Here is a 24,444-nt window from a genome sequence, read left to right on the forward strand (position 1 = left end):
ACTACTCCCAATCATCGTCGAAGCTAAATTGCTGTTGAGCTGACACCGTTTGGCTTGCACTTTTGTCGCGAGCAGAATGATCTGGCTCGTCTAATAACGCTGCACTGGTGTCGTTTTTGTCTGTGACACTATCGGTAACTGCACCGAATACGGCGTCTAATCTCAGTAATAGCTCAGTACTAATTTCGCAGTAAAAGACGCCCTCCCCCGCGCTATTGCCGGGGTGCATCCCACGCAAATAGAGGTAATACACACCGCCGAAGTGTTCGCTTGGTTCATAGTTGTTAAGGGTATTACCTAGGTATCGGTGCAGCGCAAGACAATAGATAAGATACTGTAAGTCGTACAAATGGTGTTGGTTGTTCTCGAACAGCGCCTCAGGTTTATAATGAGAGACGCTGTCACCTAGCCACGTTGACTTATAATCAGCGACATAAAATTTACCTTCATGCTCGAAAATAAGATCGATAAAACCATGCATCATGCCTTCGAGCTGCTCAGTAATTAGTGAAGGGACTGCGTGCGCTTGCCCGCCTATTTTTTCAAAAACTGAATGGCGATGCTGGGTAAGGATATCTTGCAACGCGCTCCATTGGCTCTTTGCCAATGGAAAATAAAATTCAGCCTCTCGCAGGGTTTGTTGTAAGGTCAAATCGCACAGCGAAAGTTGCACGTTAGGAAATAAGGGCGTCTGCAAAACTTCATCAAGCCATTCATAAAGCGCCGGCGTCTGCGATTCATCTAGACCAAAACGCGCAATCATTTCTGTGCCTGTTTCTTCCCACTGCGGTTCACTAAAATCATTTTGCTCTAGTAAATCGTGCAGTAAGTTACCAGCACTTGCTCCTTTAGCTAACGTAAATCGCAAGGCATTTGTATCTAAAAGTGTATCGGGTTCATGTACGTCAATATCAAAACTGGATAGCGTGTTTTCTGTAACTACTTCTTCGTCGCGTACCGTTTGCATCACGGGAATACTTGGCATGCTTATGCCGTTATCAATGTTGCTAGGATGTTGACCTTGGGTATTGATATAAGTTGTTAAACGGCTTAGTGCTGAAAATGAATATAACCGCCACTCTTCGCTACTGATGCCAGTAAACTGTAGTGCATACAGCTCAGGTGCCACGTCATTATTACTGACCGCTGTGTAGGTTTCCACGGCATCATCACCGTTAATATGACAAGCAAACGCTTCATTTTCTTTGGCAATACCTTCAAGCGCATCTCGCCAGTTCAGCTGCCCATTATCAATATTCATCGCTCGGGCCAAAGCACTTTTTTCATTGCCATCTAATGGCAATATTCCCATGTAACAGCGATGTGCAGCACGGGTTACCGCTACATAGGCTAACCGCATATCTTCGGCCGCGCCTTCTGCGCGCACCCGTGAAATAGCCTGTTTGGTTTGCCCTAATTGCAACTGCAAATCTTCTTTTTGCTCATCATAGTAAGTAAAGATGTTCGACATGGATTTACCATTTCGTGCGGCATCTTTATACCCTGTAGCGAAAGGAATAAATACAATAGGATACTCTAACCCTTTAGACCCGTGCTGGGTGATAAGTCGTATAAGCTGACTATCACTCTCTAAGCGCAGCGTTAGTTCTTCGTCGCTATCAGGCTGGTGTATTTGATGGTTCAACCAATCTAAAAGCTGCTCAGGACGTTGGTGGGTGGTACTGGCTTTTTCAAGCACTTCGGCAAGATGTTGATAATTGGTAAGTGCGCGCTCTACATCACTACCAAAGGGCTGGTAGCTAGATTGCATTAGATACAGCAGCACACTCATACAACCTTTTTGCAGCCACATCTCGCGCAGCGTCATTACCTTGTCGAACGCGCGATCCCACAATGTATCGTTCTCATGATAAAGCAGTTCAATAAGTGTCTGTGGACTATAACCCCATAATGGCGACGCTAAACTCGAAGCCACTTTGTTATTGTCTGTTGCGTGCCAGATGCCACTTAATAAGCGCAAGACATCTTTGGCTTCTGGCGTTGCAAATAAGTTACTTCTGTCGCTGAGGTAAACACTGGCGATCCCTTTTTGACCGAGCACATACTTAACAATATTTGCTTCTGTTCTATCTTTCACCAAAATGGCGATATCTGCTGGTCTTACTGTGCGCTGACAAGCCCCCTCTACGAAATACGCTTCGTTTAGCAAGCGGTAAATTTCTTGCGCTATCCAACTGGCCATATTACGACGCATAGAGGTGGCGTCCTGCTTGTCGTCCATGTGCATACTGACGTAATTCATCGCACTTCGCGTCGCGCTTTGTGGTGAGTTACCGTCACTCAAAGGGTCAAATAACGGAGTATTGGCTGCACTTGCTTTAGGTGTGAATTCCACTGGGTTGTAATTAATGCCAAAACCAAACACATCACTAGGTTCACCGGTAGCCACAGGTGCACCATAAAACAGACGATTATACGCTTTAACCATACCCTCTACCGAACGCCAATTGGTATTCATTACCCAGCGAAAATCCGCTTGCCTTCCCGCTTTAAGGTAGGTGAATATGTCACCGCCTCGAAAGCGATAAATAGCCTGTTTAGGGTCGCCTATCATCAATAGCGCGCTATCGACTTTTAAAGACGCGGACGCCTCAATTTTTTCTACTCCTTCATCCAGGTTTACTTGCATTGCATTGGCGTTTGGATAGACCGCATCAAGGATTGCGTATTGTTTAGCGTCAGTGTCTTGAAACTCGTCGATTAAGGCAACAGGAAAGCGCCTTCGCAATTCAGGCACCAGCGTGTTGTTGGGTTTGATCACCTCTTCGGCTAACATACGGATTAAATCATCGAAGTCGATAATACCTAATTGCTTTTTCTGTTGTGCCACACGTGTTTTGATAAAACCAATAGCGTCTTCAATTAAGCGAAAAACCGGTATTTGTGCAATGGCCGCTTCTTTGTCAGCCACCGCTTCGTCAATCGCTCTGGCTAAATCCTTAATGGGACTAAGTATTTCTTTAACCCCTGACTTGTTTCGCGCATAACGCCTGCCATCCAAAAACGCCTGCGCTTGGGGCGGTGCTGCCACATAAATCTTTTCGTCAATAACACTACGCAGCCACGCTTTCAGTGCGGCCAGTTCTTGTGGTCGCTCTTTTTTATGGGCAGGTGTTTTTATTAACTGCTCAACCAGTAGTTCTTCATTGTCTTCTATCTGACGAAAATGAAAAGCAAATTGGGATAACGCGGTTTCATCACTATCTTGTAATGTATTGATGAATGCGTCTTCGATGGCGTCTTCATCTAACAATAACGGCGTTAGCGTACTTCTCACGCTAGTATTAAATTCTGACAACAACCGTTCAGGAACATGCCATCCAGACTGCGCGAGTAGCAGAAAGTCGTCTTCGTTCACAGAGACTTTTCGAATGTAATCCTCGGCCGCTTGCAGGTAAAGTTCACTGGTGTCATTGCCTAAATTCAATGACATTGCAAATCCGCTATTAAAGGCCAGCTGAGCAATAACGTGCTGACAAAAACCATGTATGGTGAATACCGACGCTTCATCAAGCTCTAATTGCGCAGCTTTCAGACGTGCAAGACTTTCATCGACATCGTTGTTGTTAAATAAGTGGATGTAGACAGGATCGCAATCATCTGCAATTACGCCGCCATTGTCTTTAGCGTGTTGCCATATTTGCGTAGCCTCCCGCAGCGTTTTTGCTACCCTGCCCTTAATTTCTTCGGTTGCCGCCTTGGTAAAGGTCATTACCAGAATATCTTTAACAGTAAGCTTTTTCTCAAGTAAGAACCGTAGGTAAAGACGCGTTATATTGAACGTCTTTCCTGTACCTGCACTCGCTTCAATGAGATGCCTGCCATAAAGCGGCATGGCTACGACATCTAATAATTGTGTGGTCATAGTTTTTCCTCCACACTGGCATTGGCTACCATCGAAAACAACAAAAGGCCTTGCACATTAGGAATATCACGCCAAGAAACACCTTGTGGAAATAACCACTTAAGATAAGGATTGTTAGCCATATCGGCACTAAAAGGGCCCGAAGACTGTTGCCAGTTTCTTATCGCACGTTGGCCTTCAGGGCCATCAAAGAGCTTTGTTGCCTCAACAATGAGTTTGGTTACATGCTCACTCGTTGAACTTGATTCTTCAGCGCATGCTAACAGCGCACTGGCGATCTCGTTGAAATATTCTGGCTTAGCCTGACTAACAATAGCGGCAGAATCTGACTTGCGTTTACCTGGCACTAGTTCAGCAATCAAACTTGCATAAAGTGGTGTAGGTGCTGTGTAAATAGTGACAAACAGCGATTCAATGAACAACAGAAGCTGCTGTGCGGTTTCTTTTTCTAGCGCTGCAAAACGCCTTTTTATCAGCGTTGTTTCGCCCTTTTCCCAATCGCAATAGAAAATATCCAATGGGTACTGTGAATACGTTGTCGCTTCATCACTGCTGGAAAAAACGAGTTGCGAGATAAAAAAGCCAAGGGCACGAATATCGTTAATTTTCCCCGCACACAGTTCAACAAGCGCGCCACTTGCTTCAAAAGCCGAGGCGGTAAACGTAAGATGGCGTCCCTTAAAACTGGCTGTTTTGGGTTCGGCGTCATGAGGTCCCATGGCTTGATTTAAGGCTAGCGCACCGGCCTTCCACATTTCAAGCTCTTCTCTTGCGACTGGGTTATCGGGAATATCTCCTCTAAGCGCTGCAAATTCAATGACTTGTTGGCTATAAGCTTGGGTGCTCAATTCATCGTTTGTTGCTTGAGCCCTTTCAGGTGACGAGAAAATAGCGTCGAGCACTTGATAGCGAACAAGCGCGTTAGTTTCAAACGGTTCGCTATTTTCTAACAGCGTGAATGATTGGGTTAAGTTCACACCTAAGCGCTGTATCGAGAAAAAGGCTAATGGATCGCTAAATGCCCTTGCAACTTGCATGGCAGATAGTCGCATTTCTGCCACATCTGATGTGCCATTTTGTGAGCGGGGCATGTCGATTGTTAAGGCTTCATTGTGCGGTGACTGTGTCTGCGTGTCTTTAGAAACGTCATCACTATCGTTGACGTTTTCAATGCGCGTGCGCCTTAATGCATCAGCAAGTCTCAACCATCCCGTTTCATAACTTGGCAACATACCAGTAAAGCCGCTTTCGCTAAATGGGTGAAGCGGTGCCTGTATAACATAGTCAGAAAGTGGCACACCATAGCCCACTGACAGCATATCCATAAACTCAGCGAGGACTAGACTTGGCTGCCGCTCACTATTATTGGTCACGTCATTCCCTTGATAGCTAAGATATAAGCTTTCACGAGTGGATATAATCGCTTCTAAAAATAAATAGCGGTCTTCTAGACGACGAGAGCGATCACCTATTCGCCGCTCAGGCCCAGCCATTAAATCGAGTCCAAGCGGTGTCGACTTACGTGGAAATTCACTGTCATTAAGGCCTAAAATACACACCTTCTTAAAAGGGATACTGCGCATTGGCAGCATAGAGCACACTGTTACTTGCCCTGTCATAAAGTGGTTGCCAGCATCCGGGGAAGAAAAACGGTTGAGCAACAACTCCCTTATCTGGCGCAAACTCAGTTCGTGGAAATAGTTGGCTTCATCACAACGTGCAGATAAATCTGCAGCGACTTTAGCAATAAGGTCCCAGCTTTGCTCTTGATCTCGCGTTGGCGTAAAACACGCATCTCTAAGTGCTATCAGGTCCTTTGCCCATTCTTGAGGCGTTCTTGGTAGCGTAAGCTCGCGAGCGTAGTTACCCAGTAATTCAATGACCTCAATGAGTTTGCCTAAGGTAAGTACCCGTTGCCCTTCCACATCGGGAATAGTGAGAAGGTTGTCAACAACCATCTCGTGATCAGGTGCTAACATACCCATTAATAGCCGTCGAATACCCCACCACCAACTGTAAGTATCTTGGTCTGTAACACCTTCTGACACCACATTTTTATGCGTACTATTAAGTCCCCAATGTATATGCGCCTGTTTCAACCACACAACCATTTGGTCAATATCATCCTGGCTTACCGAAAAGCGCTTTTGCACCGCATCCAGCTGCAGGTAATCCATAATATCAGATACACCAAAGCGACTATCTGGTAGTTGCAATAATGCCATATACGCCGCTATGAGTGGCTCAGCGTCCATGGGACTTCTATCTGCGATAGAGCAAGGTAACCTGACAGGTCCATTATCTATCATCGCTTTCGTGCCCACACGATGAAACACAGCATCAACAAAAGGCGCGTAATTTTCGATAGCAGGACACATCACCAGAATATCGGAAGGCGTACGGGTTTTATCCTGCGAGAGCCAATGCAATAAATGGTCGTGCAACACCTGAACTTCACGCAGCGCCGAGTGCGTGCACATAATAGTAACGCTGTCATCTTCGCGTTTAATAGTGTGGTGCTCACTTTGTTTGCAAAGGGTAGACGGCGCTTCTGCTTTGAGAATATCGTTATGAATGTAATCAAGCAGAGAGTAGGTTTCTTCCGCGCTTTGCTCACTGTCCATAGCAGCCTTTTCAGCACTCTCTATTGAGGCTATGTCTGGAATTTTTGGGGAATCAAATGCACTTATTTCAAAGGTATCAAGCTCGGTTAGCAGGTTAAATAGCTCTCTTCCCTGCTTACCTAAATTTCCCAGTAATGGGTTTGGTTGCTCCTGACTCATCCATTTCTCAAGGCCCTCCATACGCAACTGTTTCGCTTGCTCACTACCACTTTTTGCGTCGCCCCAGTAATTCACACTGGGGTTCAAATGAAATATGTGAATATCAATATGCTCAGCGAGGGCATCGAAAAACGATATCAACTGCGGCGCCATAGTGTTAATGGCAAATACGATAATTCGAGAAGGAAGAGCGCTTGTACTTTGTCCTTCTGACAGCGCTTGCAACGTAAGCTGATGCAACCTTGCAGGGTGAAGAGCCTCTTCTTTTACCAAAAGCCGCCAAATTTCACTTTGCCATATTTCCATATCATCAAAAACGACGCGCTGATTTTGCTCCCAAGCAAACAGCCAGTCAGGGCGATAAAGCAAGTACTGTTCGTATACATCCGCAAGCGCGGTAGCTAGTTGCAAGCGTTGTGCGCCCTGCTCTAACTCATTACCAGCACTACGCCAGTATTTGTTAACCTGTTCAAATGCACTTGTTTCCATAAGCGAAGCGTCTTGCAACAAATTGTCAATTCGCCAAGTAAGTACTTCACGACGATAAGGTGATTGCTTGGGGACTTTATCACTCCCGAGTACGGTGCGAGCTGTATTCCACATAAAACGTACTGGTAAGGGAAAGTCGATGTTCATTGCCACGCCCTGAGCATGGGCTAGCTGCATGCTAACCCAGTGCTGCATACCAGGACTTTCAACCAAAATAGTTTCAGGCGTAAACACGCCATTGGGTTGCTGCTGAAGCAATGTGGTAAGAAGAAAACTTAAATGCTCTAGTTTGTTTGATGGGTAAAGGGCAAGCAATCTCAAAATCCTTTATAAATCGAGCTTTTATATCGACACAGTTATAGGACTATGAGTGTATCGCAATGACGGGCACAGTTACATCATCACGCTCTAGGATACAGACAAAAAAAACCCACACAGACCTCAGGACACGAAAAATCTGTATGGGTAAGGTTTACGGGCTGCCCAGTAACAACGTGAATAAGCGTTGCCTGGCACTCATTCACGTTAGCGCTACTACTCAGCACAGTTAACAAAAAAGGTTTTGCAGTAACAATGCCAACATTAAAAGAATTAATTATCAATAACTTACATCCACCCTTTTATTTAAAGAAAGCCTTTTCTCATTTGCTTTGGTGCAAGTGCACCATTTAGAATCACTCTTTGAACATGGAATCGACATGGGTTGGGCAAAGCGCTTTTGCCAACGCGACCATTACAGTACAATTGCTTTTATTAATTTGCTCTAACCATCAACTCAGGAGTTTCGATGTTAACCGCACAACAGCTTGCGACAATGTTAAACCTACAAGATAAAATGAATTCTAAAGTCAATCCTGATTGGCTGAACGCAGGATATGGGTATCTGCGTGCCGCAATGGTGGAGTCTGTAGAAGCAATAGAACATCACGGTTGGAAATGGTGGAAGGCGCAGCAAAAAGATTTGCCACAACTTCAGATGGAACTTGTTGATATCTGGCATTTCGCATTAAGCGCTTGCATCATAGAATACAAAGGTGACATTTCGGCTTCAGCACAGAGCATTGCTGCCCAGTTAGCAAGTGGCAATACCACTGTCACGTTTGATGGTAAAGACTACGATGCATCGAACCAATCGTTGCTTGATAACCTAGAGCTAATGACTGGCTTGTGTGCTGCTAAACGTTTTAGTGTTCCTCTTTTTATGTTTATCGTTGGTCAATGCGACATGTCTGCTGACGAACTTTATCGTCAATACGTGGGTAAAAACGTGTTGAACTTCTTCCGCCAAGACAACGGCTATAAAGAGGGAAGTTATATTAAAGTTTGGCAAGGCAGAGAGGACAACGAACACCTTGTTGAAGTGATGGATGAATTGGACTTGTCTAAGGCTGAATTTAGCGACCTGGTTTACGAAGGGCTGAAGTCTCGCTACCCTGCGGCTTAAACCCTAACTGCTTAGTCAAAAAAAAGGCTCTACATTTGTAGAGCCTTTTTTAACCAAAGTACTGTGTTAGGCGTCAACCCAAACTAACTTGTCGCTGTATGTTCCTTGAATAATGTCTTCAAAGCGCTCTTCAAGCACGTGTCGCTTAACTTTAAGCGTTGGAGTGAGTAGATCATTTTCAATGCTCCATTCATTTTTCATTACCACAACGCGGTCCATAACTTGGTGACTTTCGAGTTTAGCGTTTATTGCCTCAAATGTTTTCTTCAGGCTCGCTTCAATTTCAGCCTTGTCCTTCTTCTGCGCTTCCTCACTTAGCACAAGTAATGCGACAGGCTGAGGTAGGTTAGTACCGGTTACACACACCTGCTCAACAACTGGGTTTTCCATAAACTTAGCTTCGATAGGCGCTGGCGTCACGTATTTGCCCTTTGCCGTTTTAAAGATATCTTTAAGACGACCCGTTATTTTCACATACCCGTCAGCATCAATAACACCTTTATCCCCAGTGCGAAGGTAGCCATCTTCGGTAAAGACTTCTGCTGTCTTTTCTGGCTCTAAGTAATACTCAAGCATGTTACACGGAGACTTAACTTGAATTTCGCCCTCTTCAGACGTGCGAATATCAACGCCGTCATAAGGTCTGCCAATGCAGCCTATTTTGTCGTGTCTAAACGGAACGCTGCCGGTACCATAGGCGCTATTTTCAGTCATACCCCACCCTTCTGAGATATTAATACCGATTTTTGCAAACCACTCGATAACCGCTGGCGCTAGTGGCGCAGAACCACTTGCCCATAAGCGAGCATTGTTAATCCCAAGCCCATTACGAATTTTCTTCGCTACAATCTTGTTAAGAAATGGAATTTTAAGCAGCGTATCTAATTTTTTCTGTGGCATCTTCGCCAATACACCCATTTGGAACTTCGTCCATAAACGCGGTACAGAAATAAATAGCGTTGGCTGGCAATGACCAACATCACGCTGGAACGTCGACAAGTCTTCTACAAAATGGATTTTACCGCCGCTGTAGTAACTCGACAGTTCAACCAACACACGCTCGGTAATATGCGCTAGCGGCAAATAACTCATAGTGCGGTCGCTTTCATTGATACCCAGTTGGTCTAACGAACGTCGTGCTGCCCAACATGCCGTATTATAGCTATGGACTACACCTTTAGGCTGACCAGTGCTGCCCGAGGTGTAGATAATGGTCATGATGTCATCCATATCTTGCACCGGCGAGTCAGTGATAGGCGCGATAGCCATAAACTCGTCCCACTGCTGCTTTGTAGCAATATTCGGATAAGGGAAAGCAACGGTTAAATATTCAGATGGAATTGAAGCGACTTGTTCTGCAGTGTTATCTAATTTACCCACAAACAATAATTTCACGTCAGCGTGTTTCAACACATATTGCACTGTGTCAGGACCGGCTGTAGAGAAAATAGGTACAGAAACGTGACCTGCCATCATGATACCAAGGTCAGTAATGAACCACTCTGCGCAGTTCTTCGAGAAAATCCCTATACGGCTTCCAGCAGGAAATGCCATTTCACGCAAACGTGCCGCGACTGTGCGTGCCTGCTCTGCTACCTGCTTCCATGTAAAGTCATGATACTCGCCCTTTATGGGCTGTGTTAAGAAGACGTCGTCACCACGGGTTTGTTCCCAGTGGTACAACATAGTCAATGGCGATTTAATTACTTCCGTGCTGTTGGCATTTGCTGTCATATCTAGCGGCATAGGTCACTCATTTGTTGTTATAATGTAGCTCATTTTTACAATGATTTCACAGACTTCTAATAAGCCTTATTTTTCTTTGAATGACAAGCTTTTTAAACAAGCGTTTACATTCTATGCGACGAATAACGTGGCTTAACGGCTAGAATTTAAATTTTTTATAGTTTCGGCTTTTGTTTCATGATGGTCTTATCACTTGATTCACCCTTGTGGCTTACTCAAGTCCACTGCTTAAACAGTAGAGGCGTGACGTCTTCTGCCGAGCAGGGTTTCGCATAAAAATAGCCCTGATGGAAGTAACAATCTTTACGCAAAAGCGCCTCAACTTGGTCTTTCGACTCAACGCCTTCCGCTACGCAACTCATATTTAAACTGCTCGCTAACGAAATAGTTGTTGCTACAAGTGCTTCATTGGCATTACCCGGTGCCATTTCATTTACGAAGCTTTTATCTATTTTTAGTACCGAAAGCGGATAGCGCTTGAGATAACTCAACGAGGAATATCCCGTCCCAAAATCATCAAGTGCCAATATAAATCCTTCATCAACGAAACGCTGGATTTGCCTAAGCGCATTGTCAGTGTCATCCATCAATACACCTTCGGTGATCTCAAAACGAAACGCTTCTTTAGGTAAGTCAAATTCCTGCAACAATCCAAAGACACTATTTAAATCAAACTCGGTCTTGAAGTGCATGGCCGAAAGATTGATTGAAACATACCCATCAAAACCACTTGAATACCACTGTGATAAATCACTGGCTGCACGACGCATGGCTTTGCGAGTCACTTCAATTATATACTTTAGCTCTTCAAGCACGGGAATAAACTGGTCAGGGAACAACGGCTCATCGTCCAACCTTCCCCGTAAGAGAAGTTCTACCCCTACCGTTTTGTTCGTGCGTGCATCGACAATAGGCTGATAATGATTGTAAAAAGTATCGTCTGAATACGCGCGCTTTACTTTATTTTCCAACTGCAGACGTGTTTTTGCACGCTCATTCATATCTCGCGTAAAGTAAGTAAACCCACTCAATGCATCTTTTTTGGCTGTGTACATCGCCACATCAGCCTGCTTAATCAGCTCTGCTGGTTCAGATGCATCGTCAGGGTAAAACGCAACACCAATACTACAAGATACGCGCAGCACCTCTTCAGCAAGTGAAATAGGTGTCTCTACTGACTCTATAATTTGCCCAACGAAAGAACTCAAGTCATCTTCGTTGGTTACTTCTTCGATAACGATAACAAATTCGTCGCCACCTAAACGCGCGACGGTACCGGAGTCAGCGACTAAATTACGCATTCGGTTTGCCACAATTCGCAGTAATTTGTCGCCATAATCGTGACCAAGAGAATCGTTTATGCCCTTGAATCTATCCAAGTCTACAAACATGACCGCAACGCGATGCTCGTGATGGCGAGCCAGCGCGATAGCATGTTCAAGCCGGTCTAATAGTAAAGTACGATTGACCAATCCAGTTAAACTGTCATAAGTCGCTATTTTAAGTAGCTTACGCTCTGCATTCTTTTGTTCAGTAATATCCGAGATAACAATTAAATAGTGCTCTGGCACATTACTTTCACCACTTACTGCGGTGATATCAATTAATACATCATAGCGCTTGCCATCTGCACCATCGATGACGCCTTCATCTTTCCAGAAGTCGCCACCTTGTAAATCCGGTAGCTTGGCTGATAGTTGGCGATTAAGCGTAGGATATCGCAAATAGAGTTTTGCAAGTTGTTTAGGTAATGGCTCTTTTTTGTTGAAACCAAATACTTGCTCGAATGCTGGGTTAGCCGCAACCAAACGCTTCTCGGCATCGAAAATTAACACCCAATCTCGGGTCTGCCTAAACGCATCGCTAAATAATGTGGCTTGATGTTGGGCTTTGTGAAGTCTGAATAGTTGACGCTGACGGGATAATAAATACGCTACGAACAGCCCAACTAATAGCGCGGTATAAATTCCGTAAGCCAAAGGAGAACGAAGCGGTGCGTAAGGCATAGACACTGAAATTTCGGCGGGAAGCACGGTAAAATCGAAACTGCCCGGTGTCGGTGACACTGAGAAGACATAGTCGCCTGGTTCAATATTCGCAAATGTAATTTTAGCGTCTTCTGTAATACCTTCAGTTACAATCCGCTGATCTTTAAGCAATTTATAATAGTACTTTACCTTTCCAATTCCCGACATTGCAAGGGATGAGAAATGAATAGTAAGCCCAAAATCTTCGTGTTCAAGGTCGAAGTGATGTCCATTCAAATTCAATAGCGGTTGCCTTAGTTCTCGATTATCTACCGAAACTTGCGTAATGGCGGTTTGCTTGTTAATAAGGCCTCGGCTGGCTTCAATGCTTTCTAGTTGTGCAGGCGAAAACACCACAACACCGCTGGTTGAGCCATACGCCAAACGCCCATCGTTCAGCTTAAGCGACGCACCTTGGTTGAACTCAGACACACTGAGTTCGCGACCATAGATAAAGTTCTTAATTTGACCTGTGGCAGGGTCATATTTGTGAAGTCCTTTGTGCGAACTGAACCAAATATTTCCACCGTCGTCTTTTTGTAACCCATATACAATGTTGGATAATAAAAGGTTGCTATCGTTTAGGTTATAAAGCGGCTCAAATGTATCGACATCAAGTCCTACTAATCCAACGCTATTATAGGCAAGCCACAATACACCAGTGTCATCAATTACCCATGATGATATAGAGCGGTCACGCCCACGTTGTGATTCAGGAAAACGATAAACGAGTTCATGGGAAGAGGTATTGGGATCAATAAGCCACAACCCCCCTTCGGTTGATAAGAACAATCTGCCGCCGTGATAAACTGACTCGCCCAAAAAGCCCTGTGTAAAGTTTATATCAAAAACACGAGGGTCTAACTCCATGTCGCGCAACGACTTTAACGCTGTGTCGTAGGCCAAAAAGTCTTCGTTGCCCACAAAATACAGAGTTCCGTCGCTTGCTAGTGTCGTTCCCGCACTGTAAGCATCAAAAACCTCTTCTTCGCCACCACTTAACACCTGTGGGCGCTGCGACTCGCCCGTTGAAGGGTCAAACAGGCGTATTCCGTCATAAGTTTGTAAAAATAGCTTATCGTCAGTTGTCGGGATAATTCGCTCAACTGAGCCTTCCCCTATATAACTTAAAGGAGAGTCACTCGTTAAGTATTGCTTTGACTTGCCAGTAGCGAAGTCGTAGTGATTTAAACCGTTGGAGGTACCAATCCACAATTTATTTGGCTCAGTTTCCGCAAACGCCCAAGTAACGTGACTGGTTAGCAATTGCTCTTTTGCATGACGCTCATTTTGAATAGTAAAAATATCTGCGCTTTTTACGCCAAAGTAGAGCGCGCCAGCATAGATAGAACTCAACCAAATATTACCTGTCTCGTCTTTTGCGATCGACGTAATCTTTTTATCTGAAATAGATGTTGAACCATTGTGTGGCTCTAAAATATGAACTTGCTCCCATCCACTCGCTGTCTTGGTAAGTGAATATAGCCCCCTGTTAGTCCCAAGCCAAAAGCTGTCGTCTTTAGCTTGCTCCATCGTCCACACGTTCAGCTGATCGATAACGAGTTCAAATGCGTTGTTTTGACCTTCATTAATTTGCTCAAGCAATGCTTTTTTATCAGCCACAAACACGTTTTCAACGGTAGTAAGCCACACGCGCTCACTGCTATCTAACATCAGAAATTTAGCGTTTTCATTATCCAATGTTGGGGAAATACCATTGAGATATTCTACTGGTACTAAGGTTAAATCTGGATTGGTTAAGTCGTTACTAAATAGTCCCGTTGTAGTAGCAACTAACAATGTATTGTCGAGAGTGATGGCTGCTCTGATGCTATGGTAGTTTTCAATGGCAGTACTGCTGAGTTTTGCAATAGTCTCGACAGTTTTAGTTTTCGTATTAAAACGCTGGACCTCTTCCCCCAAAGAAATGATGAGATTGTTTTCATCTTGCCAATGAAAAAACTCAGCGTGCTGAATAAACTCTTCTAGTTCTTGGTATGATTTAGGTTCAATTTGAACGATGTCTTGTGTTTTAAGATCTAAGTAAAAAACACCTTGTCCGTAAACGCTAAACCATAGCGCTTTGTCACCTTGCAACGTGAGTTTATAAATAGATGAGTCGATAAGCGTATTATTAGGCCCTTTTATTCTTTTCGTTCTAACGCCATCCCATCTTACAGCGCCTCCTTCCGTCGCTATCCAAACGAAGCCGTCATCATCTACCACGATGTCGTTCACCACATCTTGTGGCAAACCGTTTTTAGTCGATAAAGATTGAAAGACAGGGTTTGACAGCCGCGGCGATGCCTCAGCACTAAGAACAACTAAAAAAAGTAAAAGAATTAGGTAGATAAAACGGCTCATACCAAAAGTCGACGTAATTGAATTGTTATTATGCGTACAAGTGTAACAGAATGTTTTTGACTTGGGCAGAAAAGAAAGCAATCAAAATTACGCAGCATATAGTAAGTTTAACTCTATGATTGCTAGCGATTTATTGTAAATAACGCCTGCCCTCCTGTCGCGTAAACTCGCAAGTTCCCAACTTAGTCTTGGGCAAGAGGGATCCTTCCTGTTTTAATTACTTGTCTTCGAATGCTGGGTTGCGGAGCAAGTCTGTAAAGGTCGCCGTTACGCCCTACGTAATGTTTTTGTATACCGCATTCGCGAGCAATATTAGCATGCGCCTGTAAGTGCTCGTGCTCTCCGTGAACGGGTATCGCTATTTCAGGTTTCACCCAATGATACATTAACTTTATTTCTTCAGCACAAGGGTGACCACTTGCATGAATTGGCAAGGTACTGTTTTCACTGTGAATCACCTCAACGCCCTTAGTTTCAAGAAGCGCGGTAAGACGGCCCACTGTTTCCTCATTCCCCGGGATGACAATTGATGAGAATATCACCGTATCGCCCTTTTCCAATTGCAAATGAGGGTGGTTATCCTTGGCTAATCGTGCCAATGCGGCATTTTTTTCGCCCTGACTCCCCGTGGCCACGCCAAGCACTTCATTGGCGGGTAAATAGCCAAGATGTTGAGGATCTGCAATAGAAAGATCGTCGGGCCAAATACCCTGAAGCTTTGCTATTGCGTACATGTTCAATAATGAGCGGCCATATAGACCGAGGTACCGGTTTGTTTTTTGTGCAACGCGGGCTAGAGAAATAAGCCTTGCGACATTACTTGCAAAGCAGCCTACAATTACCCTTCCTTTTTTCGCTGATATAGTACTTAACAGACCATCATAGCAACTACGTTCAGAAACAGAGAAGCCAGGCTTAGGTGCGTTAGTAGAATCGCCGACTAGTGCTAACATGCGTTCTTTACCAAGTTGCTTATAGAGCGTTGCATCAAAAGGCTCCCCGGTAATGGGATTGGCATCAATTTTCCAATCAGCAGTGTGCAATACCGTACCCGCCGTCGTGTTGATCTTAAGTGCAAATGGCTCTGGTAACGAGTGGGTAATGGCTAACCATGTAACGGAAAACGGTCCTATATTAACCGTCTCGTTGGCACTCACCTCAACGATTGGTATCTTGTTGGCGAGTTTACTGCGCGCAAGCTTTCGTCGTAGCACTTCAGCGGTAAACGCTGTGGTATAAATAGGTTTTTGAAATCGCTGCCACAAATAGGGTATTGCCCCCACGTGGTCTTCATGGGCATGGGTAATAACAATGCCAGCAAGTGAGTCTTTCTGATTGGCAATGAAACTCGGATCGGGTGCTACTACTCTATGCGTGACCTGACTGGACGTTGTACTTTGATGACTTGAGGTCACATTATCATTTGTGCGTTTAGGTGTTAGCGGTTCGTCAAATGACACGCCACAATCCACCATCAACCAACTGTCGTTATGACCGTATAAATTGAGATTCATACCAATCTCACCTGTTCCACCAAGTGGAACAAACCACAAATCATCAGCGCTGGGGGACAACAAGCCTTAATTACTCCATTTTCACAAAATCATTAAACGTGCGACATCGTAGTGACTTATTCGGCATGCAGTTGAGCATTAAGTTGATCAATAATCTCGGCCCAATCAGCATCTTCGTCAATGGCTTGCTTAAGGAATGCGGCTTGGGTTTGAGTGCAAAAAGACTATTCATCGATGGTGGCTCAGTAAACACTAGTCAGCTCCGTTTTGAACGGGTTCTCAATGTCTACCGTTTAGTTTAAACGATAACGTAGACCTTGTTTTAAACGCCGTCCACGTCATCGGGATCACCTTACAAATATTCTGCGAATTCTTCGGGGGTTATCACCTCACCTTCTTCAGCAGGAACTGGGCAGACGATAACCATAAGCTCGTCTTGAGTCATACCGGGAACCCACTTAGTAAGAAATTCCTCACTAGAAAGCTCCATGGCCTCGCAATGTTCCCAATCATCCGTCGCCCATAGTAGAGCCAGTTCAGCATCTGGCCATACCGGCACACCATCTTCTTCGTCTGTTGTAAGCATGACGCAGCCATGCTCGTCTTTAAGGATAAATAACTTTTGTTCTTTTTTGATAGTCGCCAAGCTCGCTTCCAAACGCTGAAACGCATTCTTTTCAAGCAACGGGTGTAAATCAGACATAGAATTCCTATTAATGATGTTGGGTAACGCTTTCAATGATTTCAGGCAATCCAACTCGCCTTACTTGTTTCATGGTATGTACATAGACACTAAATGAAATGCTGTCTAGTGTTTGCAGTAAAGTAACTTTCGCATTTTTTGGAAATTGAGACTCTACCCCCACCGGCAGCACAGCTACACCGCCCTCACTCGTCAAGTTATTGATAGCCAAGTTTAAAGAGTTAGTGCGCAACTTAGCATCTCTTAACTGGGGATAGGCAGTTAAGAGCCAATCACGCGCTTTGGTCCCCCAATCTATAGCGACAAAATCTTGCGCTTCCACTTCACTCGATACTTCGCCTACTCGATAAAGCGCAAGTGTTTTTTCTAGCATGACCTCGCTGTTAACTTCTTCGGATTTTAACGGCTCACTAGAAAACGCAATATCAGTTACACGCTCGTGCAATTGTCTAGACAAGGAGTCTAACGTGAGTACTTCAGCTTTGACTGACCAATCTGGAAAGCGACTGTGAAGGTGGCTTAGCATTTTAGGAAGAAGCAACTCACTAGCTAACTGTGTAGCACCACACACCACATATTCAGACGACTGAATTTGAAGCTCTTGTTTTGCCTCATTTAATGTCGAACAAAGTTGTTTTGCATAAGGGAGTAACTTCTCACCCGACTGAGTCAGTTGAATACTGTTTCGCTGTCGAATAAATAGCGTAGTATGAAAGTACTCTTCAAGAAGTTTAATTCTTGCACTTACCGCAGATTGAGTAAGATATAAATTTTCAGCGGCTTTGCCAAAATGACGAGTTTTAGCCACCTCTATAAAGGTGGTGAGAAAGCGTATATCCATGCTTGTATAACAACCGAATCAAGGTACTTTTAAAGTGACACAGATGATACGGCAAGTAAACACAAAAGCACAGAAGCGCACCGTCATAAACGGTACGCTTAATCAAAATTTCACCAAGTCGGCTAATTAGTACTCTTCTTGGTGCAGACGACGCTGCTTATCACGGCGTTGCAAATCTCTTTTCTGCTTTGCCTTCACACTGCTTTGACGCTTTGCATTAGGCTTTTTAGCGTGGAGGTCGTCCTCTTCTACCGAGTCCCATTCATCACGCTGGTAACGATAGTCTTTGCTCATTGATTTCTCTAATTGGTAAGGGTTGTAAACACCTCTCAATTATTGACCTAACGAAAAAAATAGAAAACGAATTTTAATCATCGTAGCGATAAGAAATTTTAATTGTGGTGTTCGAGCAAAAATTCATACCGCTTATCAAGCAAGCGAAATGCCTACACATCGGTCAACTCAACGCGATTAACTACACAATATTGATAGAAATTAAACAGTTAAAAATTTTTTATTGATAAGAGAAAAATCTTTTGTTTTATCTTCGTTGGGATTTCACTTAAAAGTGCGCTGAACATTCAATCACGTTGGGTACATCATGAAAAGTTTAGCTATTCGACTCTCAGTAAAACCATTTATCGATCGTCTTAAGTTCCCTTATGGCTTTCGAAAGTCTGGTGACTTTAGTATTACAGAAGCAGACTTGCTAACGAAATATGGAAAAACCTTATTGGGCCTTGAAAGTGGAGAACTTAGTCCTGAAAGCGACGACGAAAGTCATTTCGTTGACTTTATAAGCGGTAAAGTCCCCGCTGAGAATAGTGTAGAAAAAGCATGGACGAAGTATGTTCGCCTTGCTAGAGGCAAAAAGCATTTTTACACGCTTCACAGTAGCGCAAGTAATCAGTCTGATTTTGATGATGATTATACAGATGAAGAGTTTGATGTGGCTTGATTAATAAAAAGTAAGCGTTGGACGCCCCGTTTTAAGCAACGGAAGCTATGCGTTGCAACGACAACAATTCAAAAAAACGCCCACAGTTTTGTGGGCGTTTTTGTTTGTGGGATTATGATCTATATCACAAACTAACACGAACAAAATGGTGAAAACTTAAGGAAAGTCTACACTTAGAGTGTGTTTGCTTATCACTTATATTCAGCGCGACTGTGTTTGCCTGAGTGAAGTATAAGTGGCTGTCTTGTCATAGAGCATCACTCTCTTGTATGAAAAGTCACGTAAAGGAGACTGCCAGCATGATCACCAGTTCAAAACAACTTACCCATTACGCTATCCATGCCACTGATGACAAAATTGGCGGAGTACGCGACATACTTTTCGATGATGAAACATACACCGTAAGATATCTCGTCGCAGATACAAACACTTGGCTTCCCCTTAGCCGAAAAGTTGTTATCTCACCAATATCAGTTGTCAATCTCGATACAGAAAACAATAGTGTGTATATCGATATGACAGTAGAAACGCTAAAGAATAGTCCCTCTATCGACGAGCACAAGCCCGTTTCAAGAGAGTATGAAGAAAACCTCTTTAAGTATTTTGGTTACGGCTATTATTGGATTGGCCCAGGCGCATGGGGAGAGTTTGCTCATCCAAATGAACTGGTTGAACTGCAACACGCTGAAGAACAACAGCAACAGAGCGAAAAACAAGAGAATCATCTAAGAGCATGTGGCGAAGTTGTTGGTTATGAGGTGGCTACCAAAAGCGACAATGTAGGTCACATAAGCAATTTCATTATTGACAACGCTAGTTGGAAAATTGTCGCTATTGTAGTTGATACCAATAATTGGCTGCCCGGTGGTAAACACCTTGCACTACTACCGAAAGATATCAACGAAATTGACTGGGCTGCACATCATGTTTCTGTTTCACTTACCCATGACGAACTACTCGAAAGGCCAGAGATCGATCAAGATAGGTTGGCAGAGACAGGTTATATTGATGCACTGTGCAAAGAGATAAGCAATGTCTCTCAGTAAAAAGAGACAAGAATAAAGGAGAGTTGTTGATACTCTCCTTTTTATTCGCAGAAAAATTCATACATAAGTGCGATAAGACGCTTAACCCGCTCATCGGCTAAACGGTAGTAGATGGTTTGACCGTCTCTTCTGGTCGCCACCATTTTTGATTCACGAAGCAATGCTAGGTGCTGGGAGATGACAGGTTGAGACACGCTAACCACATCAAGTAACTCCGTGACCGACTTTTCTTCCTTAAGCAAAGAGCACAACACCATTAAACGTGTTTTGTTGGCGAATTGCTTAAGAAAAATCTCAGCTTCTGATGCATGCTCCATCATATTGTCTGAACCAATAACCCTATCCTCGGACATAATCACTCTCAATTTGTGTGAACTCGGCTCAACTTAGCCACTTATTATACTAAAGTATAAGACAATCTGCTAAGTTGCCAATATATACGACGAAAAACCATAGTTTATATTGTTTTGGAAATGTCTCAAATATACATTAGGATGAACTAATGTATATTTATGCTATCCATTAAGGAATCAACATGCTAATAGATTTGAAATCACGTATTGAGAACATTGAATACGACTTAAGAATGGTCACTGCACAACAAGCTTCGCAAGAAATACAGCAAAACAAAGGACTATTGATAGATGTGAGGGAACCCGGCGAAGTCAGCAGCCAGCCAGTTTCAGCTGCCATCAATATTCCTCGAGGCGTGCTTGAAATGAAAATGCTAGAACAAGTCAAAGAAGCGTCAACACCAATATATCTTCATTGTGCATCGGGTATGCGCGCTAAGCTGGCAGCAGAGCAACTAATTAATATTGGTTATGAGAATGTGAGTGTTGTGACATGCCCTATCACAGACATCAACCAAGCTGACATTTGATTTAAGGCTGTGCTATAAGACCCATTAATGTAGTGCGATAATAGCAAATTGAAAAAAGGTCACTCATGCTTAAGTCAACGTTAGAGCAATGGCGCATGTTCAAAGCAGTGGTTGATGCCGGAGGGTTTAACCAAGCTGCAGCAGAAGTACACAAGAGCCAGTCTAGTGTGCACCATGCCGTACAAAAACTAGAAAACGCCATAGGTGTTGTGCTGTTTGAAAATGAAGGAAGAAAGGTCAAACTGTCCCCTCAGGGCGAACTCATGTATCGCCGCGCCTCGTTTTTACTGAATGAAGCGCAAAAACTTGAAGCAGTTGCCAGTAGTCTGCAATCGGGTACTGAAACAACATTGCGTATTGCAGTTGACATTATTTTCCCTTCTGAGCTTTTGTATAACGTGCTAGCGAAGGTATCAGCTGAATTTCCTTTGCTCAGAATTGAGATTGAAGAAACTGTGTTAAGTGGCGCAAATGCACTGCTTAATGATGGCAAAGTTGACTTAGGGATCTCACCATTTGTTTTTCCCACAGGGTTTAGCGAAGACTTGTGTGAAATAGAATTTGTTGCTGTCGCGCATGTCGACCACCCACTGCACCAGCTCAATAGAACACTGACTTTGGAAGATTTAAAAGCACACAGACAAATTGTAGTTCGAGATTCGTCTGCTGAACGCAAAGCTGATGTGGGCTGGTTGGGTGCCGAGCAACGCTGGACGGTAGGCCATGTTCGAACGTCTCTTGATATCATTGCACAAGGCTTGGGATTTGCTTGGCTCCCTATCGCTATTATTCAAGAAGAGTTGGACAACGGAACCTTGTTACCCCTCCCCCTAGACAATAACGCGGCACTGCGCAAAGCGTTGCTGTACCTGTCATTTGAGGACGGTGACTCGCTAGGCCCCGCAGCAAGGGCATTTATGGGTGAACTTCGTTATCAGACCATGAATCTTCCGTCTAGTGATTTCATTCACGACACATGAACATATTAACTGGCGACCAATAACCACGTACTTGCGACTTCTAGGTTTAATACTGTATGGATGTGCGTACGTATATTTGTGGCACGCTTGAATCACTATGCGATGATAGCAGCGAGCTGCTCGCCGCCCAAAACGAAACCAAATAGCGATATTGATACACCAATAAGGGCCACCGCACCGTCGTCTGCGGCCATACCAATTGCCATTATAAATACCGCAAATGCAGGTATTAGCCCCATAAATGGAATGAGTTCCAGAGGAATCATTACTAAACCACAACCTACGCAGCATAAAGCAATTAGCGAGCGGAAAACGGTCTGACGCATAAAAAAGCACCGAGGAACTAAGAATCTATCTACTCTGACGGCATACGGTTTTACTTTTTCAACAATAACCCGCAATTGATCTGCCTCACACTCTAGCTCCATTACTTTTTGTGGTAACCATGGATGACGCCGACCAAGTAATATTTGCAAAGAGATGAGTAAGATTGTCACACCTGCGATTGACGGGACACCGGGGATGGCGCCAATAGGTGTACACGCGATAAAAGATGGCAGCGCAAGCATTGGACCGAATCCACGCTTTTCCATCACGTCCCAAAATTCGCCAAACTCAAAAACGTCTTGTTTGCGACGAGGCTGCATTTTTCCAAGCATCTCGTACAACGTCATTGATCTTACTGCTGTTTTCGCCCACATATTCAATTCCTTTGAGTATAGTCACACCTGTAAAATGGCACTAGATGAGACATTTAAGACACTACCGTCTCCCCTTTTCGAGTATTTATCTCATTGCATCCTTTGAACAGGTACTCATTAACATTTGAATTAATTGTGCGAAAAATATGCCATTTGCTTAATTTACTCTTTCGTACAACAGTAGGAATGGTAATTGCTAAATTGCTAAAGGTAAGCGCTAAAGACTAGAAATGGAAAATGCTAATTGCAATAACTAATTCTGGCTAATAGTGCCTACAATAAAACTAGAGCCTAGCGCGTTTTGGCGGCAAACAATCGTAAAATCATGGCAAAAAAGTGGTTTATATTACCTTTCTTTCGCTAGGCAAGAGTGTCAAACGCTAAATATAAAATACGTTAACCCACCGGATTGTGTTAGCGTATGATAAGAATAATTTGTTGATATTGTTCCATAATTTTTATGTATGGAATAAAAAGAGAAGGACATCCAAGTGCTAACTATCTTACTCGTTGATGATGACGCTGAATTTACTGAAGTGGCATGTACGATAATTGAATTTCTTGGTCACGAAGTACTGACTGCTGCTACGCTCGAAGAGGCGCGCAGTTGGTTAGAAAAAGAAACCTTCGACCACATTCTGCTCGACTTTATGCTGCCCGACGGTAGCGGCGCACACTTGTTTAATGAACTTGACGCGTTGCCGAAGCGTCCACGCGTAACGCTAATCACCGGCCACCCTTCTGTTAAAGGTGTAATCAAAGGGTTGTGCGGCCCAAATATCGATTATCTCGTCAAACCCATTCAGCGCGAAGAAATAGAAGCAGTTCTAAGCCAAAAACCCAAAGCTCAAGTAAAACCAGAAGATAAAATAGAGAAGCATTTTGACCTTCTAATTGGTGAGTCGCCAGTTATGAAGGAACTGTACAAACTGATCTCTCGAGTGAGTAAAACCAGTGCAAACGTAATGCTATTAGGTGAAAGTGGTGTAGGTAAAGAAGTGGTTGCAGCCGCCATACATCGCGCTTCAGAAAGTGAGGGGCCTTACATTGCTACCAACTGCGGTGCATTTTCAAAGGAACTGATTGGAAGCGAATTGTTCGGGCACGAGAAAGGCGCGTTTACTGGCGCAGTCGGTCGAAAGGAAGGCGTGTTTGAACAAGCAGAAGGCGGGACATTATTTCTCGATGAAATCACTGAAATGCCAATTGATATGCAGCCTAACTTGTTGCGAGTGTTAGAAAATAAGGTTGTCATTCGCGTGGGTGGAACAAAAACTATACCAGTAAATTGTAGGGTCGTTTCAGCGACAAACCGAACAATGGAAGAAATTGCCCAAAGTAAGGTGCTGCGCGAAGATATTTACTTCAGACTTGCCGTATTTCCTATCACTATTCCACCATTACGAGAGCGCAAAGAAGATATCCCGTTGCTAGCTAAAACCTTTATCGAAGAGTTTAACAAAGACAATGGTGCCAATTTTAAATGGGAAGAGTCTCAATTAGATACGCTTCAAGCCTACGATTGGCCAGGCAATGTTCGAGAATTACGCCATTTTGTTCACCGTGCCGCCATCATGAGTGACCCGGAAAAGCAAAACGTAGAACTGCCAAAAACCATAGAGTCACCTTTTGCACAAAAGCAAAGCACTACACCAGCACTGCAAGCAGGACGGACAATTGAAGACGTTGAAAAAGAGTTGATTTATGCGACGCTCGATAAAGTAAACGGCAACAAAACCATGGCAGCAGAAATGCTAGGGATCAGTACTAAAACGTTGTACAACCGTTTACACGCCTACGGCGACTTAAGCAAAGATGATTAGAGCATTAACCGTTACCAAGGGGTAATCAGTATGACTAATGACGAGTTTTCTCAACTTAGTGTTTTCGTACACGATGCGCGTAAACCCTTAAATCGTATTTCTATGCAAGCAGAGCTTGTAAAAATGGCACTTAATGGCGAAGTGCCGACAGAAAAAGCGCTAGCCGCGTTAGATAAAATTATAAGCAGTGCGAAAGACTGCAGTCACACTCTTGCTGAACTTACTTCAGCGATGAGTGTGAACATTTCGGAATAAA

Annotated in this window: 17 protein-coding genes and 1 pseudogene; 7 read left to right on the top strand and 11 right to left on the bottom strand. The window is 43.8% G+C overall.

Annotated features, from left to right (window positions below; translation table 11 throughout):
• Position 1: 1 nt before the first annotated feature.
• Both recB and recC read right to left on the bottom strand, forming a co-directional pair.
• Positions 2–3,886 (bottom strand): exodeoxyribonuclease V subunit beta, encoded by a 3,885-nt coding sequence (recB, locus tag JN178_RS11915; protein WP_202261763.1) that lies wholly within the window; start codon positions 3,884–3,886, stop codon positions 2–4.
• Entirely contained in the window at positions 3,883–7,473 is a 3,591-nt protein-coding gene (gene recC / locus JN178_RS11920; protein WP_202261764.1) for an exodeoxyribonuclease V subunit gamma, read from the bottom strand. Before recC ends, recB begins: the two co-directional genes overlap by 4 nt.
• A gap of 472 nt (positions 7,474–7,945) precedes the next feature.
• On the opposite strand from recC, the gene JN178_RS11925 reads away from it, so the two are divergent.
• Positions 7,946–8,602 (top strand): dUTP diphosphatase, encoded by a 657-nt coding sequence (locus tag JN178_RS11925; RefSeq protein WP_202261765.1) that lies wholly within the window; start codon positions 7,946–7,948, stop codon positions 8,600–8,602.
• Between the two features lie 66 nt (positions 8,603–8,668).
• Here JN178_RS11925 and JN178_RS11930 read toward each other — a convergent pair whose 3' ends face one another.
• From JN178_RS11930 to JN178_RS11960, 7 genes and pseudogenes are all read right to left on the bottom strand, one after another.
• The gene (locus JN178_RS11930; protein ID WP_202261766.1) at positions 8,669–10,348 is read right to left on the bottom strand and encodes an AMP-binding protein; all 1,680 of its coding nucleotides are present in this window, start codon (positions 10,346–10,348) and stop codon (positions 8,669–8,671) included.
• Positions 10,349–10,563: 215 nt separating this feature from the next.
• A complete protein-coding gene (locus JN178_RS11935; protein WP_202261767.1) occupies positions 10,564–14,739 on the bottom strand; it encodes an EAL domain-containing protein in 4,176 nt (1,391 codons plus the stop codon).
• 182 nt (positions 14,740–14,921) lie between these two features.
• The gene (locus tag JN178_RS11940) at positions 14,922–16,316 is read right to left on the bottom strand and encodes a ribonuclease J (RefSeq protein WP_202261768.1); all 1,395 of its coding nucleotides are present in this window, start codon (positions 16,314–16,316) and stop codon (positions 14,922–14,924) included.
• A 53-nt stretch (positions 16,317–16,369) separates the two neighbouring features.
• Positions 16,370–16,459 (bottom strand): annotated as a pseudogene (locus tag JN178_RS20325) (DUF2789 family protein); the annotation flags it as partial.
• 146 nt (positions 16,460–16,605) lie between these two features.
• A complete protein-coding gene (locus JN178_RS11950; RefSeq protein ID WP_202261769.1) occupies positions 16,606–16,956 on the bottom strand; it encodes a DUF2750 domain-containing protein in 351 nt (116 codons plus the stop codon).
• A 10-nt stretch (positions 16,957–16,966) separates the two neighbouring features.
• Positions 16,967–17,797 carry a LysR family transcriptional regulator gene (locus JN178_RS11955; RefSeq protein ID WP_202261770.1) on the bottom strand — a complete coding sequence of 277 codons (831 nt, stop codon included), beginning with the start codon at positions 17,795–17,797 and terminating at the stop codon, positions 16,967–16,969.
• Positions 17,798–17,923: 126 nt separating this feature from the next.
• Complete coding sequence (locus JN178_RS11960; protein WP_202261771.1) at positions 17,924–18,091, bottom strand: hypothetical protein; 168 nt, start codon at positions 18,089–18,091, stop codon at positions 17,924–17,926.
• 307 nt (positions 18,092–18,398) lie between these two features.
• Here JN178_RS11960 and maoP point away from each other — a divergent pair, with 307 nt between their 5' ends.
• Together maoP and JN178_RS11970 are read left to right on the top strand one after the other, a co-directional pair.
• Positions 18,399–18,755, top strand: coding sequence for a DUF413 domain-containing protein (maoP, locus tag JN178_RS11965; RefSeq protein WP_202261772.1), 357 nt, complete (start codon positions 18,399–18,401; stop codon positions 18,753–18,755).
• Positions 18,756–19,054: 299 nt separating this feature from the next.
• Positions 19,055–19,801, top strand: a complete 747-nt coding sequence (locus JN178_RS11970) for a PRC-barrel domain-containing protein (protein ID WP_202261773.1) — start codon at positions 19,055–19,057, stop codon at positions 19,799–19,801.
• 41 nt (positions 19,802–19,842) lie between these two features.
• Here JN178_RS11970 and JN178_RS11975 read toward each other — a convergent pair whose 3' ends face one another.
• On the bottom strand, positions 19,843–20,154 hold the full coding sequence (locus tag JN178_RS11975) for an ArsR/SmtB family transcription factor (RefSeq protein ID WP_202261774.1): 312 nt from the start codon (positions 20,152–20,154) through the stop codon (positions 19,843–19,845).
• A gap of 182 nt (positions 20,155–20,336) precedes the next feature.
• Here JN178_RS11975 and JN178_RS11980 point away from each other — a divergent pair, with 182 nt between their 5' ends.
• Together JN178_RS11980 and JN178_RS11985 are read left to right on the top strand one after the other, a co-directional pair.
• The gene (locus tag JN178_RS11980) at positions 20,337–20,684 is read left to right on the top strand and encodes a rhodanese-like domain-containing protein (protein WP_202261775.1); all 348 of its coding nucleotides are present in this window, start codon (positions 20,337–20,339) and stop codon (positions 20,682–20,684) included.
• 65 nt (positions 20,685–20,749) lie between these two features.
• Positions 20,750–21,664 carry a LysR family transcriptional regulator gene (locus JN178_RS11985; protein WP_159626002.1) on the top strand — a complete coding sequence of 305 codons (915 nt, stop codon included), beginning with the start codon at positions 20,750–20,752 and terminating at the stop codon, positions 21,662–21,664.
• A 95-nt stretch (positions 21,665–21,759) separates the two neighbouring features.
• Here JN178_RS11985 and JN178_RS11990 read toward each other — a convergent pair whose 3' ends face one another.
• Positions 21,760–22,365, bottom strand: a complete 606-nt coding sequence (locus JN178_RS11990; RefSeq protein ID WP_202261776.1) for an exopolysaccharide biosynthesis protein — start codon at positions 22,363–22,365, stop codon at positions 21,760–21,762.
• A 491-nt stretch (positions 22,366–22,856) separates the two neighbouring features.
• Here JN178_RS11990 and JN178_RS11995 point away from each other — a divergent pair, with 491 nt between their 5' ends.
• Positions 22,857–24,188: a sigma-54-dependent transcriptional regulator gene (locus tag JN178_RS11995; RefSeq protein ID WP_202261777.1), complete on the top strand. Its 1,332-nt coding sequence runs from the start codon at positions 22,857–22,859 to the stop codon at positions 24,186–24,188.
• A gap of 30 nt (positions 24,189–24,218) precedes the next feature.
• Positions 24,219–24,443, top strand: coding sequence for a hypothetical protein (locus JN178_RS12000; RefSeq protein ID WP_202261778.1), 225 nt, complete (start codon positions 24,219–24,221; stop codon positions 24,441–24,443).
• Position 24,444 lies beyond the last annotated feature (1 nt).

It is taken from the genome of Alteromonas sp. KC3 (genome assembly GCF_016756315.1).
GTDB lineage: Bacteria > Pseudomonadota > Gammaproteobacteria > Enterobacterales > Alteromonadaceae > Alteromonas.